The 13,985-nt window shown below is 39.7% G+C and carries 16 protein-coding genes; 9 read left to right on the top strand and 7 right to left on the bottom strand.

The window, feature by feature from the left end; translation table 11 throughout:
• The first annotated feature begins 49 nt into the window (after window positions 1-49).
• The 5 genes from F957_RS19310 (at window position 50) to F957_RS19330 (ending at window position 3,760) form a co-directional block, all read left to right on the top strand.
• Window positions 50-448 (top strand): hypothetical protein, encoded by a 399-nt coding sequence (locus F957_RS19310; protein ID WP_016660098.1) that lies wholly within the window; start codon window positions 50-52, stop codon window positions 446-448.
• Window positions 449-570: 122 nt separating this feature from the next.
• Window positions 571-1,446 (top strand): DUF6414 family protein, encoded by an 876-nt coding sequence (locus tag F957_RS19315; RefSeq protein WP_016542626.1) that lies wholly within the window; start codon window positions 571-573, stop codon window positions 1,444-1,446.
• 252 nt (window positions 1,447-1,698) lie between these two features.
• Window positions 1,699-2,418, top strand: coding sequence for an SDR family NAD(P)-dependent oxidoreductase (locus tag F957_RS19320; protein WP_016542625.1), 720 nt, complete (start codon window positions 1,699-1,701; stop codon window positions 2,416-2,418).
• Window positions 2,419-2,600: 182 nt separating this feature from the next.
• Window positions 2,601-3,080, top strand: a complete 480-nt coding sequence (locus tag F957_RS19325) for a hypothetical protein (protein WP_016542624.1) — start codon at window positions 2,601-2,603, stop codon at window positions 3,078-3,080.
• Window positions 3,081-3,115: 35 nt separating this feature from the next.
• Window positions 3,116-3,760, top strand: coding sequence for a hypothetical protein (locus tag F957_RS19330; RefSeq protein WP_016542623.1), 645 nt, complete (start codon window positions 3,116-3,118; stop codon window positions 3,758-3,760).
• A 161-nt stretch (window positions 3,761-3,921) separates the two neighbouring features.
• On the opposite strand, the gene F957_RS19335 is transcribed toward F957_RS19330, so the two are convergent.
• Together F957_RS19335 and pyrE are read right to left on the bottom strand one after the other, a co-directional pair.
• Entirely contained in the window at window positions 3,922-4,224 is a 303-nt protein-coding gene (locus tag F957_RS19335; protein ID WP_016660095.1) for a hypothetical protein, read from the bottom strand.
• 155 nt (window positions 4,225-4,379) lie between these two features.
• Window positions 4,380-5,030, bottom strand: coding sequence for an orotate phosphoribosyltransferase (gene pyrE / locus F957_RS19340; protein WP_004657130.1), 651 nt, complete (start codon window positions 5,028-5,030; stop codon window positions 4,380-4,382).
• 41 nt (window positions 5,031-5,071) lie between these two features.
• Between pyrE and F957_RS19345 the strand changes: the two genes are divergently transcribed.
• Window positions 5,072-5,896: an exodeoxyribonuclease III gene (locus tag F957_RS19345; RefSeq protein WP_005209503.1), complete on the top strand. Its 825-nt coding sequence runs from the start codon at window positions 5,072-5,074 to the stop codon at window positions 5,894-5,896.
• A gap of 424 nt (window positions 5,897-6,320) precedes the next feature.
• Entirely contained in the window at window positions 6,321-6,671 is a 351-nt protein-coding gene (locus F957_RS19350) for an arsenate reductase (protein WP_016542622.1), read from the top strand.
• Window positions 6,672-6,736: 65 nt separating this feature from the next.
• Here the strand turns inward: F957_RS19350 and F957_RS19355 are convergent, their stop codons facing one another.
• Window positions 6,737-7,174: a DUF2147 domain-containing protein gene (locus F957_RS19355; RefSeq protein WP_016542621.1), complete on the bottom strand. Its 438-nt coding sequence runs from the start codon at window positions 7,172-7,174 to the stop codon at window positions 6,737-6,739.
• Between the two features lie 204 nt (window positions 7,175-7,378).
• Between F957_RS19355 and F957_RS19360 the strand changes: the two genes are divergently transcribed.
• Both F957_RS19360 and F957_RS19365 read left to right on the top strand, forming a co-directional pair.
• Window positions 7,379-8,290 carry an alpha/beta hydrolase gene (locus F957_RS19360; RefSeq protein WP_016542620.1) on the top strand — a complete coding sequence of 304 codons (912 nt, stop codon included), beginning with the start codon at window positions 7,379-7,381 and terminating at the stop codon, window positions 8,288-8,290.
• Window positions 8,291-8,561: 271 nt separating this feature from the next.
• Entirely contained in the window at window positions 8,562-9,749 is a 1,188-nt protein-coding gene (locus tag F957_RS19365) for a GGDEF domain-containing protein (protein ID WP_016542619.1), read from the top strand.
• A 34-nt stretch (window positions 9,750-9,783) separates the two neighbouring features.
• Here the strand turns inward: F957_RS19365 and F957_RS19370 are convergent, their stop codons facing one another.
• From F957_RS19370 to F957_RS19385, 4 genes are all read right to left on the bottom strand, one after another.
• Window positions 9,784-10,479, bottom strand: coding sequence for a glutathione S-transferase family protein (locus tag F957_RS19370; RefSeq protein WP_016542618.1), 696 nt, complete (start codon window positions 10,477-10,479; stop codon window positions 9,784-9,786).
• Window positions 10,480-10,481: 2 nt separating this feature from the next.
• Window positions 10,482-12,332: a protein-disulfide reductase DsbD gene (gene dsbD / locus F957_RS19375; RefSeq protein ID WP_016542617.1), complete on the bottom strand. Its 1,851-nt coding sequence runs from the start codon at window positions 12,330-12,332 to the stop codon at window positions 10,482-10,484.
• Window positions 12,333-12,409: 77 nt separating this feature from the next.
• A complete protein-coding gene (locus tag F957_RS19380) occupies window positions 12,410-13,177 on the bottom strand; it encodes a transporter (RefSeq protein ID WP_016542616.1) in 768 nt (255 codons plus the stop codon).
• A 32-nt stretch (window positions 13,178-13,209) separates the two neighbouring features.
• The gene (locus tag F957_RS19385) at window positions 13,210-13,755 is read right to left on the bottom strand and encodes an ankyrin repeat domain-containing protein (protein ID WP_016542615.1); all 546 of its coding nucleotides are present in this window, start codon (window positions 13,753-13,755) and stop codon (window positions 13,210-13,212) included.
• Between the last annotated feature and the right edge of the window lie 230 nt (window positions 13,756-13,985).

Genomic DNA, 13,985 nt, shown 5'->3' with positions numbered 1-13,985 from the left:
TATATTAAATTACTTATAAATATTTAGCTTAATTGAGGGTCATCAATGCATGAAAAAAATTTATATTTGGCTGATTTTCACCGTATTGATTGGACTTTTACCAATAATTTCTCGCATTACAACGGTAAATGTTTTTCTTTTACAAGATGTTGTAATAATAAGTCCTGTTGATGTTATTGTATTTGGTATCGTCTTACATGTATCAATTTTAAATGAATTAAATAATCTCCAAAAAGACAATGAATGGAGACTAATAGCTATTGGTATTTCCACATTGTTTATTATTGGATATGTCTTGCTACTTAGCGCTGCTATTTGTAGTGAAAGTAAGAATCTAACCTTAAATATAGATCTTCTCTTAAATGCATCAATAGGTTTAGCAACTATTTCTTTTATTCAGTGTTTTGTAATTTTATATTATTATAGACAAATAGAATTGGAGTATTAAAACATGAATACATTAATACTTTATACTGCTATAATATTGTTTTTAATAGGTTTGTTTTTCTGCATTTGGTCTATATTCCATATCAGGAAAAAAAGCTATGATGATTACATTAAGAGAAAAAGATGATGTTAAAAAATTTTATTTATCTTGATAAAGATAAGATGTACTCAATTTCCTCTCAAATGTTTGAAGGAATTGCACAAGAGCTCTTAAAGGAGGAGACTTTTGAAAATGAAGAAAGTGAATCCCAAGATGGTCCAAGATTCAGTGGAAAAGTATTAGCAGATGTTGTAAAAAATACCACAAAATCAATAGAAAAGAAATTTCTACATGATTATTCGTTTACTCTTTTCGAAAAAGAGTTGAATAACAAGCAAATCATATTAGATATTAGTGACCTATCTGACAGGGAAATTAATGAAAAAATTAATAAATACTCTTTTATAAAAGTAACTAAAGAAGTAACTTTTAACGATCATGCCGAACTACAGGCTCTTTTTTCTAAATTCAACCAAATCGGTACTGCCATCAGTCGTATGCAATTAGCAGGAGAAATAGATTACTTAGAAACACTAGGGCAACAAAAAAGAAATCAGTATATTAAAGATAAAGAAAATAGTTTACATCAAGATCCAAAGTTCTTAGAAAGCTTTCTTCTTCTGTCAAAGCACGGTTATCAAGATAATTTTGAAGTTGTTCAAAAAATTAATAATATATTAGTAACATCTTATTGGAATAGAGACTATCTAAGAGAAGATGAACAGTTAATCATTAGAAAGTATTCAAGAAAAACTAATGTGAAAATAAGTATTATTGGAACAGTATCGCAGTATTTAGAAGTTAATAAGGCTCAACCACAAGATAATTTCCAGTCTGAAGAACTCAGTTCCCATATGAGAAATATGTTCGAGCACCTGACAAGTGTGGAATACTCAATTTCTGGAAAAAGTGATAATGAGATTGTCATAGATCCAATTGCTGCATATATAGAATTATAGTAAGCATTATACAATTTTATTAAAATTTAAATTTTATATCAAAATATTAAAGCAGCCCGCTCTATACTTTAGTGTAGTAGAGCAGCTCTTTCATATTTTAATGGCTTGCCCTTCTTTTTCAATACCTCTATAGACAAACTAGAAAATAAGGATTTCTTCTTAATTTATCGTATACCTAAAATGCAATTCTTGACCTCAAGCCAGCTTGAGCTTTTATAGTTGCATTTTGATCTAAAAAATACGGATAGATGGATGGATAACTCGAATAAAACATTTCTCATATACGGCGTCAGTAAAGGTCTAGGCAAAGCCATTGTTCTAGCTATACCAAAGCCAACAGATACGATCTATGGCGTATCTCGCAGCCAACCACAAGAAACTCCAAAATTAAACTGGATTTGTGCTGATCTATCCAAACCAGAGCAGGCTGTAAGCGATGTAAAAACAGCAATGGGACAGCAAAAACTTGATGTACTGATTTACAATGTGGGCATTTGGGAGCAACAAGCTTTTAGCGACAACTATAATTTTGAAGAGGTTTCTGCTGCTGAAATCAACCAAATCATCAATACCAATATCAGCACCTGTATCCTGTCGATTCAATCTCTCATTGAAAATCTCAAACTCTCCGACAACGCCAAAATTATTCTGATTGGCTCAACGTGGGGGGTTGATAATCATAATGGTAAAGAGCTTGTTTTCTCCGCAACTAAATTTGCTCTAAGAGGTATTGCACAATCCCTTCGAGAAATCTTGCGTGAGCACTTGATTGGGGTCAGTGTACTGAACTTGGGCTACCTTGCCAGTGAATATGAGATTAATCAACCTACTCAAGACGTTTTAGAACAAACCGAATATTCTCTCATCCCTTTAGCCGATGTGATTCAGGCGATTCATTTTATTCTTTCAACCACTAAGGCAAGCTGTGTTAAAGAAATCCTGATGCCGGCGATGTTGGATCAGAATGTTTAAATTCTGGTCCGCATGACCACAGGCCTCATCATCGTTTTATTTCCTATTTTTTATAAAGACACCCCTGTATACTATGCTCTTGAAATAACCGCTTATAAGCTCAACTTTCCAAAACGATTAGATCAACGCAGATGTACAAAATAATTCTAATTCTCTTTTTATGTGGGCTATCTACCGCCTGTATGAATGCAAAATATATTGATGATCCAGATCAATATTTTGATCTTTTGGGTGAAACAACAGAAAGTAAAAAATTTGAGCGATTTGTTCATCAACTCGAACCCAAAGAAATGCCCCAGCTCAGCAATCAATTCTGGAATGACGAATTTCCTAAGCTTGATTTCTATGATCAAAGCTTAATGTTTCCTCAAAATGGCATCGAAATGCTGTTAAAGAATAAAAAAATTGTCTCGATCAAGTTATATCTACCTGATCAAGAGGTTTCATTTGCAAACTATAAAGGGCGAAAATTACCCCTCGGTCTTTTCAGTGATGACACCGAAAAAGAAGTGACGAAAAAACTAAAGACCCACAAAGACACCAATACCAATCCTCATCGGAACGTCAAAGAATTTGAAACTGAAAAAGCCAGTGTTGCGATTGATCAAGCCACTGGAAAAATCATTTACATCGAACTACATGAGCACCCCCTACAAGACTAAAACATTAAGCAATTAATTAAATTGGATAATTTTGAATGAAAAGCACACTTAAATATGTATTTGCCAGTATCGTTTTACTGCAATCGAGTCACAGTTTTGCAGATAAAAAGATCAGTACAGAAGAAAAGGCCGTTTATCAAGATATCGGTGCATTACTATTCGGTCAGTCAAAAGATACTCAAGTTACATCCACCCCCGATGGTGTTTATATTGAATCACTATTTTGTCGAAAACAGACGCCCCCTTTTACAACGTTATTAAAAGGGCAACTGGCTATCAAACAGGATCAGGCCTTAATTTCTCTTTTTCAAAATATGTTCTGCGCACCTGCAGATGCCGATTCGCAAGTGAGCTTAGGTGCTTTTTCAAACCAGATTCAGGATTCACTTCCCTTTAGTTTGGCCTCTTATATGGGGATGCAAGAGTTAGGACACTGGTCCCTCAAGGATTCTATTGTCCTTTCCAATACCCCAGCCAAACAAGTTGAAGTCAATATGTTTGGATTAAACCCTAGACAGGTTTCAAGCTCAGTGGTTTTTTGGCAGGTTATTTCACCCACACATGTCCGGGTGTGGTTTGGTATGTTTAAAATGGCCCCTTCAGATGCCATTATCTATGAATTTAAATTTAAAGATCAGCGCTGGAAACTTACCCATCTATGGATGAGTACTCGTTTGTAAAATATAGACGAGACAAAAAATTGCTCAGCGGAATACTTTTCCAAGCTAAAAAAGAAATCCTTATCCTTTCTCTAGCTTTTCCACTATGCTTTTGAAGTTTACTTTGAGCAATGATATTGCTCAAAGTAAGTATTTAGAAAATTGTTTTTTAACATTGATAGTTAAAATTTTAAAAACAGTCTTATGCCGAGTCTAAACTCATTGAATGAATCTTTAGCAGCCTCAAAAAAACCTCTATTTTCAAAAGATTTTATGTAAGCAGCTCTATAAACAAGCCATAATTCCAGCATAAAAACTAAAAAAAACAAACATAAACAAATATTAGTCACTAATTGGGTATCACCCATAAATAGAACTAAAAATATTTGGAAAATAAAAATTATAATTGCCGATGGGATAAGAAATACCAAATTAAAAAATAAATAATAAGGCAACGTCCAAAATAAAAGTGATACAAAAGGCATGGCAATTCTCGTTTTTTTTCAATTATAAACAACAATTTGTATTAAAAAAACACTTTTGATCACGATATATTTAAAATCATCTATTTTTCTAGAATTAGAGTAATCAAGCGAACAAAAAAGGAAGCCTCAGCTTCCTTTTCGTTTACATCTAAAACTTAGATGCCATATTTTTCACGATAGGCCTGCATATTGGCTAAAGCGTCTTTTTCGCCTTTCGCATCTAGATAATCCATCAAATCTTTCATGGTGATCAATGCATGTACAGGAATTTCGAGTTCTTTTTGCACTTCCTGAATCGCAGAAAGCTGACCTTGACCACGCTCTTGACGATCTAATGCTACCAACACACCTGCAATTTCAGCGCCCGCATTTTTTAAGATCGTAACAACTTCACGAATTGCCGTTCCCGCAGTGATCACATCATCAATGATCCAAACTTTTTGACCTGCAACCGATGCACCCACCAACACACCACCTTCACCGTGATCTTTGGCTTCTTTACGGTTAAAACCCCAAGGTACGCTCTTACCATGCACTTGAGACAATGCCACCGCTGTTGCTGCGACAAAAGGAATCCCTTTATACGCTGGACCAAAAATCACACCGACATTGTCGCATTGTACTAGTTTGTCGGCATAGCCTTGCGCTAACAAAGACAGTGCTTCACCATCGTTTAGCAAACCTGCGTTAAAGAAATAAGGACTGACACGGCCTGATTTTAAGGTAAACTCACCAAATTTAAGCACTCCACGTGATAATGCGAGTTCGATAAAAGCTTGCGGATGAAATGACACAGGCGTTGTCATATAAAGTGCTCCAAATTCTTCAATTGAGGTTAAACAGACGTATGATACCAAAGGATAGCTATCCAAGTGATGTAAAAATTCTTCGAGTCGTTTCAATTAACGTAAATGGCTTGCGCTCATCAGTCACCAAAGGCCTGCTCGAATGGTTAGAACAGTCAGGTGCCGATGTGGTATGTATGCAGGAAAGCCGCATCACCCATGAACAATGGACCGATAAATTTAAACCAGAAGGCTGGTATACCCACCTATTCCCTGCTGAACGCGCAGGCTATGCAGGTACGGCGATTTATAGCCGTCTGCCATTTGTATCGGTAAAAGATGGTTTAGGCTTTGAACTCGCCGATTCCCAAGGCCGTTTTACCACGGCTGAATTTGATTTAGGCTTGTCACAAACTGTTCATATTGCCTCGTTATACTTGCCATCAGGATCAAGCGGTGACGAAGCGCAAGCACGCAAAGACGTGTTTTTACAAGAATACGCCAAAATACTCAAACAGTGGCGAGATGAAAATAAATCAATCATTGTCTGTGGGGATTACAATATCGTGCATAAACGCATCGATATTAAAAACTGGTCAGGTAACCAGAAGTCTTCTGGGGTTCTGCCACATGAACGTGCTTGGCTCGATCATATGTATGATGAGTTAGGTTATGTGGATAGCTTCCGCGAAGTTCGCCCTGAAGCAGAATTGTATTCATGGTGGTCAAATCGCGGTCAAGCACGTGCGAAAAATGTTGGGTGGCGTATCGACTACCATGCCTGCTCTCCAGACTGGAAAGCACGCACAACAAATGCATGGGTGTATAAAGAACAATGGTTTAGCGACCATGCACCGGTGATTATCGACTATAAAATACACGAATAAGTGAACACTTGTTCACTTTGACCGCTTCTTTAGCTTACATAACTTGTCGCTTTTGTGTATTTTTATTTCACTTCTAGAACGGCATTATAGCTTCACGGCACAGGGAAGCGGTCAGGATGACCAAAAAGGGATAGGACGCCGTAGGAAGATAAAATAAACTTAGATTAAGTTTATTTGCATGGATGAGACATTGGACGTTGAAATGAGACCCGCATAATCAGGAAGATTATATGCGGGTTTTCTCTTTTCTAAATCTTGGATTTTATTTCTTTAATTTATCTTTATCACTTCTGCTCAAACTACATAATTATTTCTGTTTCATATACATGACCGATCAACATAATAAAAAATTTCAACTGGTACATTCCCCTACTTTTACGTTAGGCTTTGACTCATCTCTTTTATTGTTTTTATGGTTTTTCACATGTTTAAAATTTACGGGATTAAAAATTGTAATTCGATGAAAAAAGCCTTTGATGCATTACAAGCCAACGGTATCAATTACGAATTTCATGATTATAAAAAACAAGGCATTGATGCAGAGACTTTAGCACTCTGGCTAAAAGAGATCGGTGCGGACAAAGTACTGAATAAAAAAGGCACCACATGGCGCAAACTCACTGCCGATGAGCAAACACATGCCACCAGCAATGAACAGAACCTGATTGAAGCCCTAATTGCGCAGCCAAGCCTGATTAAGCGTCCTGTACTGCAAACCCCTCAAGGTTTTGTGATTGGCTTTGATGAAGCCACCTATCAAGCTTTATCCGCTTAAATACGATCAATAAAGCAATAAAAAACCGAGTCTCATGACTCGGTTTTTGGTTATTTAAATTTAGCTTAGTTGGCACGAATCCAAGTTTGGTTACGACCTAAAGCAGCGACACCAATATAGCCACGTAATTTCAGCTTCTTACCACCTTCAATGATTTCAGCTTTCAATTTATAGGTTTTACCATTTTTAGGGTCGATAATTGAACCGCCATCGTAATTCACACCACCGACATTTTTCAGACCATTCACAATGGTCACGCCTTTCAGTGGTTTGTTATGATACGTTCCTTCACACTTAGAGCAGGCATTTTCCTGACCTGCCACTAAATACTTTTGAATTGATGCAGTGAGCGTTCCATCCTTTTGCTCCGTGAACTTCACGATCGCCTTTGGCTGTTTTGTTTCATCATCAATGGTCTGCCAAACACTGCCATTCAGCGCATCCGCTGCATTGGCAAAAGTTGTCAAACCGAGCAATCCAAATGCTAAAGCAATTTTCTTCATTTTTGTAATATCCTTAAGGGGTCTTTCAAACTGAAAGTATTGAGAACTTCAATCAATATTGCAATTCTTGATTATGACTATTTGGTATAACCTGAGTAAGGGTGTCATAGCGCACATTTTTTCAGAGATTATCGTCGTGCGTAGCCATCACTTATTTTCAAGAACTTTCTTATTGGTATACTGATCTAACAATATGGAAAAATTATGAAATTTGCTACTGTTTGGAAATATTATTTTACTGAATCTTTACTTAAAGCGACGATTCGGACACCGAGTCAATTTAATTTGGCCCCAAATGCATTACGCCCTTTACTCGATCAATTGTGTCGCCTATTTCCACAAGATCCAACAGTACAAGTTCGCCCGATCCGCTTAGCAGGTGTGCGCGGAGAAGAAATTAAAGCGCAAGCTACCGCAACACAGCTGATCTTCCACATTCATGGTGGTGCCTTTTTCCTCGGCAGTTTAAACACGCATCGCGCCTTAATGACCGATCTTGCTGCACGCACCCAAATGCAAGTGATACATGTTGATTATCCACTTGCACCAGAACACCCTTATCCTGAAGCGATTGATGCGATTTTCGATGTTTATCAAGCGTTATTGGTACAAGGGATTAAACCCAAAGATATTATTATCTCCGGCGACTCTTGCGGTGCTAATCTTGCTTTGGCACTGTGTTTACGTCTCAAACAGCAACCTGAGTTGATGCCAAGTGGCTTGATTCTGATGTCGCCTTATCTCGATCTGACCTTAACCAGTGAGTCGCTACGCTTTAACCAAAAACATGATGCACTCTTGTCTATCGAGGCCTTACAAGCAGGTATCAATCATTATCTCACAGATAACATTCAGGCCGATGACCCACGTGTTTCCCCCTTGTTTGATGACTTAAAAGGGCTTCCACCCACCTTGGTACAAGTCGGCTCTAAAGAAATTCTATTGGATGATTCAAAACGCTTTAGAGAAAAAGCGGAAAAAGCCGATGTCAAAGTCCAGTTCAAGCTGTATACCGGCATGTGGCATAATTTCCAAATGTTTAATGCTTGGTTCCCTGAAGCCAAACAGGCATTGGCCGATATTGCCGATTTTGCCCATGCACTTGATCGTGACTGAACCAAATAAAATCGTGTAAAAAATGGTCAGCTATGGCTGGCCATTGTCACTCTTAATTCCCTTTTGTCATCATAAAATAAAAGTCATTGGATATTTAGATTACAGCTGATTTATCAAAGAATTTTTCCCGTCCTAATTTGCACTAAAAGCCTAGAGTTCGTCTTTTTTCTCATTCTAAAGATGTTATTGTTATTTCAATAATCGTTCTTCAATATTTTGACGACAGATCTACAGTTGCTGGGAATCTCATTGCATAAAAGGATGCATGCCAATGGTGAAGATTCGTTTTAATCGGACAACTGACACAAAAGGATGGGGCTTTAAGCTTTCTTGGGAACATCATATTGTAGTCAATTGGACCATACTTAAAAAAAGTATTTTATTGCTGATACTGGCTGCATTTATGAGCCTATTTTGGATCAGCTGGGACATTTTTGTGCTGACCCACCCCCAATATGCCGAATGGGTGAATCTCGGGATTGTGCGTTCACACTTAATCACCAGTCTGATTACCTTAACGGTGATGCTGCTGCTGATTATTCCTTGTGCGATATTTAAAGATCGGACTTGGGCACAGAATGTGCTCCCGATTCTCAGTGTGCAAATTTTCACAGCGATGCTGTGCCACAAAGGCTATCTCGCAGGCAGTTTTAGCCCAGCCACCATGGTCGGCTATGTCAGTGTTGTCGGTGTGGGTTTGGTTCTATTTGACCGCAGGATGGTCTATTGTGCGCTTATTCCTGCAACATTGGCTTTGCTGCTTTGCAACTATCTAAGCATGATTGGGGTGTTGACCTATGCGCCCCTGTTCAACATGCAACGCTTAAATGAAGTACCAATGCATCCTTTTTGGGTGGGCAGTATGGTGTTTTTCTTATTGCCGATTTTGTTAGCCTGCTTATTTTTATTTGAAATCTTATTAACGCAATGGCGGACTCGGGAGATGACCATTCAAATTCTCAGTCGTCTTGATCCACTGACCAATGTGCTCAATCGGCGCAGCATTGGGGGCTATTTGAATAAGTTACACCAACATCCGAACCCGCTGTACTCGATTATCCTGCTCGATCTGGATCATTTTAAAAGCATTAATGATCAGTATGGACACAGCATGGGGGATCAAGTCTTGGTCCAAGTTGCAAAATGCTTGACCAACAATCTACGCGATCAAGACATTATTGGTCGTTTTGGTGGAGAAGAGTTTATTTTATTACTGCCCAGTACCACGACCATACAAGCTCAAAGCATCGCAGAACGCTGCCGTATTGCTATCTCACAACTGCGTTTTATCACCGACTATAAGCAAGAATTTAGCATCAGCGCCAGCTTTGGGATAAGCAGTTCACTCAGTGCCGATGAGCCACATTTGATCATCAGTCAGGCTGATCAAGCCCTGTATGCAGTCAAAGCAGAGGGCCGTAATCAAGTTAAAATCTTTACTGAACTGGCAATAACCTAGACTGATTAGGGCTTTGCCAATCCTCACTGAACCCTTATGCTTTCAAAAATTCTTCACGGTGTTGCCGATAAGGCTCGTCAAAAGGTACAAACATCTGCTCTTGTCTGGCCTCGGCTATCCATTGCTGTACCGATGCCAAAGACAAGATTTTTTGCACATAGGCTTGGCTGGATGCAGACAATGGCAGTTGATAACATTCAAAACGCATTACCACAGGCGCATAGAATGCATCGGCAATACTAAACTCGCCACATAAAAAGCCGTCTTCGCTCGGACGTTCAGACCAGATCTGATCAATTCGAGCCACATCGGCACGTAACTGCGCATGTTCGGCCCAGAGTTGTTTGCCAATATGACCTAGATCCGCTTCTACATTCATGGGGCAGAGATTGCGTAGGCTTTGAAAGCTGCTGTGCATTTCTGCACTCACACAACGTGCTCTAGCCCGTAATGTTTTCTGTTGTGGCCACAACTCTAGCTCAGGATGCTGTTCCGCAATATATTCACAAATCGCCAAGCTATCCCAGACCACCAGTTCGCCATTCACAAGCGCAGGGACTTTCCCCGTTGGGTTGAGCTTTAGAATCTCTGTTTTAAATTGGCTATCTGCTTCAAAGCTATCAAACTGAATCATATGCTCCTGAAAGGAAATTCCCGCTTGTGTAAGTAAAATCCATGGGCGCATCGACCAAGTAGAGTAGTTTTTATTGCCGATAAAGAGCTGATACATGATTATGGTTTCCCTTTAAATAAAGCCAGTTGTTGTAATAGTTCTGATTTCTGGAATGCACCCGTTAAGCGCAGCGAGCGAATTTCTTGTTGTTGCTGATCTAAGAATAAGTAAGTCGGTGGCCCTAAAATATCCCACTGTGCCAATAGCGCTTGATGGGAGGCATCATAATGGCTTAGATCCATTTTAATCAGATAATAGCCCGACAATGCCTGCTGTACCTCTGCATCTTTTAAAATACGATGCTCAATCGGCTGACAGGCCACACACCAGTCCGCATAGACATCAATCACAATGCCACGATCTTTTGGTGCATTGGCGAGTATCTGCTGAAATTCATCTGCAGTCTGAGCCACATGCCATTCGGCCAATTGATCTGCCTGAACCGAACTGAGACTCTGAAAATGCTGATATTGATTAAAAGCCAGTGCTGGAATGGCTAAAATCAGTAACAATGCATAGAGCCATTGCAACTTAGATTTCTGTACAAACAGACGATATGCCGCATAAACAATAAAGGCCAAACCGAGAATCAGGCTGAGAATTTGAATCGCGAGTTCTGGCAATAAAGGGCGAATAAAATAAATGCTCAAGGCCAGCATTAAAAAAGCAAAAATGACTTTGATTTGATTCATCCAATCACCAGCTTTGGGTAAGGCTTTCGCCCCCAACACACTGGCGAGTAGCAATGGGATCCCCATGCCAAAACCGAGCGTAAACAGCAACAATCCACCTTGCCATTGACTTTGTGTTTGCGAGATAAACAGTAACACCCCAGCCAAAGGTGCGGTCATACATGGCCCGACCAACAGGGCAGAGATCATACCCATAACACTAGCGCCAACCAAGGTACCGCCTTTTTGATTGGACTGCAGCTGATCCAGCCGATTGACCCAGTTCTGAGGCAGTTTCAACTCGAACAAGCCAAATAAATTGAGGGCAAACACCACAAACAAAAAGCTAAATGCAATCAGTGTCGCGGGTTGTTGTAACCAGCGTTGGAAATTCAATCCTGCTGCTGAAGCAATTAAACCCAATACCGCATAGACCAAAGCCATGCTCACGACAAAAGTCAGTGCAATCGACCAAGCCTTGACACCTTTATTGTCACGTACAATCAAGGAAGTCAAAATCGGCAGCATTGGTAAGGAACACGGCGTAAAGGCCAATAAAATCCCTAAGCCCAGGAACAGTAAAAGACTATAAGCCAAGGAATGCTGTTCCAGCGCACTGGACCATTTTTGGTCTTGCGCCATCACGCCTGAGTTATTTGAATCTGAGGTTTGTGCAGTTGGCTCAGCTTGCGCTTCATTATTGCTTGCTGTTTGGGTATTTAAAGCTTGAGATGAACGTGCGACATCTAAAAAGCTTTTTTGGGTATTTGTGCTGACATTCTGAGCACTGACCAAGCCATCCGCATCAGTTTGGAATTCAATATTCTGTGGCGGATAACAAATGCGATCTTTGGCGCAACCTTGCCAAGTGACCCGATAATGTTGCGAGGCTTGAGTTGGAATACTAAATTCGGCTTGTTGATAATAAACTTGGCTATGACCATAGTTCTCATCATACTGCTCGACTGCTTTCGGTAAAGTCAGTGCAACGGGCTGATTACCCTGCTGCACTTCAAACTTATGCTGATAGAGATAATAATTCGGCTGAATTGACCAATGTAAACGTGCCTGATTGGACTGGGTAGATTCAACCGTAAATGCAAAAGCCTGTTCAGGACTCAGCAACGGTGCGGATGAATTTTCTTGGGCGTAAGTCAGAGACCCACATAACAGCAATAAAGTCCCGAGAAAGTAACGCATCAGCGAGAAAGACGTCCCCACCTGAACAGACATTTTCATGATTCTCTCACTACGACCTACCTGAAGCTCTCCCATTCATATAGAAGTGAGTTTAAGCACATTCAGGCGGATTGTTCTTAGAATAAAACCGATACGCCGAAGCCACCGTTATAACTTTTTTGATCGCCATTGAGGTCAACACCGATGCTGGCATCCAATTGCGTGCGATTATTCAAAGCATAAATCAGACCTGTACCAAGACCATATTCATAATCTTGACTCTCGGCTTTACGGTAAACAAACTCTGAATAACCCGATAATTTACCGGCAATTTTATAGTCAATCGTTGGAATTGCAGTCACTGCCCAATCACTGTTTTGCGCTTCATAACGCATGGTGATCGAAGTTCCAATCAAGTCGCTAAATTCATACGCAACAGCTGAGGTGAGACTATAGATATCATCATGGTTGGTGAATTCATCATTGCCCGTTGCAATAATGGCTTCAGCCAACAATGCCATGGATAAACGATCATCTTTTAAATCAATGGCTTTTTTCAAACCAATGCTGACATCGCCTAGACCATTGGTCTCTTTTTTTGTGCCCGCACGTTTGTATTGCTGCCACACTGGACCTTGCCAACCCAATTGCAATTCGAGGCCATCAGCTAAACCTGTACGCAATAACATGTCACCATTCAAGGTCAAGGTCTTGTCTTTGACACCATCAACCTTGCCTTCTTGATAGCTGACACTCGGTAAACTTTGTTCCCATGCCAACTGCCCTACAGGGGTAATACCTGTCCCTATCCCCGCACCAGGGCGGTCAAACGAAAAGTCAGCCGCAAAAGCCGTACTTGTGAGCATTGATGCAGCCACTAAGCTCAATGTTTGCAATGTTTTCATTCTATTCCTCATTCTATTTCTAATGGCTTCGCTTATGCGCTGAGCTCTTTTGACATTTTTGCACCATGTTGGCGTAGCAACTCCAGTGTTGCACGCTCTTCTGGCAATGATTCTGACCAATCAATCTCATCAAATTCACAATCAAAGAATAACTGGCTGATCGAAGATAAAATGGTGAGACCTTCTTCGTCACGGGTATTTGGATCTACTTTTTCATCAAGTAAACGTTGAACCACAGGTACACAAGCAGAACTTGCTGCATCCCAAAGTGGACCGTAGAATTCTTCTGCATCCCACAAATGTAAATTGGCTTTGGCTTGAATAAGCGCATCTAAAATATCAAGATAGACTTTAAGTTCTTGTTGCTTTTGTTCTTCGCTCAACGGTTTACCTGCTTCGTAAGCTTCACAGATTTTTTCCCACCACGCGAATAAGCCATCACAAATCAAAGAAACAGGTGGGCCTTGTTCAGGATCAATAAAATTTGGGTCGAGTCCTTCAGCAAGTAAAGTTTGCACTTGGTCTAAATCGAGTTGTTGTATGGCTTGCACCAAGGCCTGCTGTTGCTTATTTAACATGACCAATTCTCACAATATTTTTTAATGGGTCTATTATGCCGAATATCCTGACAGGATTTTATAAAAGCATCTAAAAAATCATGTATAAATTTGATACACGCATAAAAAAAGCCCTAAACAGGGCTTTTTTTATGCGTCTGTCCCGTCCTAGATAAGGTTGACACTTTCTAAACTTAAATTTGGAGAGTGTAATGAAAACAATAGTTAAAAGAACGCAACGAGATTACAGC

Origin of the sequence: Acinetobacter gyllenbergii CIP 110306 = MTCC 11365 (assembly GCF_000413855.1) — a bacterium.
Taxonomy (GTDB): domain Bacteria; phylum Pseudomonadota; class Gammaproteobacteria; order Pseudomonadales; family Moraxellaceae; genus Acinetobacter; species Acinetobacter gyllenbergii.
The sequence above is the reverse complement of the archived record's forward strand: the minus strand, read 5'-3'. Positions and strand labels throughout refer to the sequence as shown.

Coding starts and splice junctions, on each gene's coding strand:
- F957_RS19335 (WP_016660095.1), bottom strand. CDS start 4,224: ATGCCTTTTGTATCACTTTTATTTTGGACGTTGCCTTATTATTTATTT.
- F957_RS19330 (WP_016542623.1), top strand. CDS start 3,116: ATGAAAAGCACACTTAAATATGTATTTGCCAGTATCGTTTTACTGCAA.
- F957_RS19310 (WP_016660098.1), top strand. CDS start 50: ATGAAAAAAATTTATATTTGGCTGATTTTCACCGTATTGATTGGACTT.
- F957_RS19315 (WP_016542626.1), top strand. CDS start 571: ATGATGTTAAAAAATTTTATTTATCTTGATAAAGATAAGATGTACTCA.
- F957_RS19345 (WP_005209503.1), top strand. CDS start 5,072: ATGATACCAAAGGATAGCTATCCAAGTGATGTAAAAATTCTTCGAGTC.
- F957_RS19370 (WP_016542618.1), bottom strand. CDS start 10,479: ATGTATCAGCTCTTTATCGGCAATAAAAACTACTCTACTTGGTCGATG.
- F957_RS19325 (WP_016542624.1), top strand. CDS start 2,601: ATGAATGCAAAATATATTGATGATCCAGATCAATATTTTGATCTTTTG.
- pyrE (WP_004657130.1), bottom strand. CDS start 5,030: ATGACAACGCCTGTGTCATTTCATCCGCAAGCTTTTATCGAACTCGCA.
- dsbD (WP_016542617.1), bottom strand. CDS start 12,332: ATGAAAATGTCTGTTCAGGTGGGGACGTCTTTCTCGCTGATGCGTTAC.
- F957_RS19360 (WP_016542620.1), top strand. CDS start 7,379: ATGAAATTTGCTACTGTTTGGAAATATTATTTTACTGAATCTTTACTT.
- F957_RS19350 (WP_016542622.1), top strand. CDS start 6,321: ATGTTTAAAATTTACGGGATTAAAAATTGTAATTCGATGAAAAAAGCC.
- F957_RS19380 (WP_016542616.1), bottom strand. CDS start 13,177: ATGAAAACATTGCAAACATTGAGCTTAGTGGCTGCATCAATGCTCACA.
- F957_RS19365 (WP_016542619.1), top strand. CDS start 8,562: ATGGTGAAGATTCGTTTTAATCGGACAACTGACACAAAAGGATGGGGC.
- F957_RS19355 (WP_016542621.1), bottom strand. CDS start 7,174: ATGAAGAAAATTGCTTTAGCATTTGGATTGCTCGGTTTGACAACTTTT.
- F957_RS19385 (WP_016542615.1), bottom strand. CDS start 13,755: ATGTTAAATAAGCAACAGCAGGCCTTGGTGCAAGCCATACAACAACTC.
- F957_RS19320 (WP_016542625.1), top strand. CDS start 1,699: ATGGATAACTCGAATAAAACATTTCTCATATACGGCGTCAGTAAAGGT.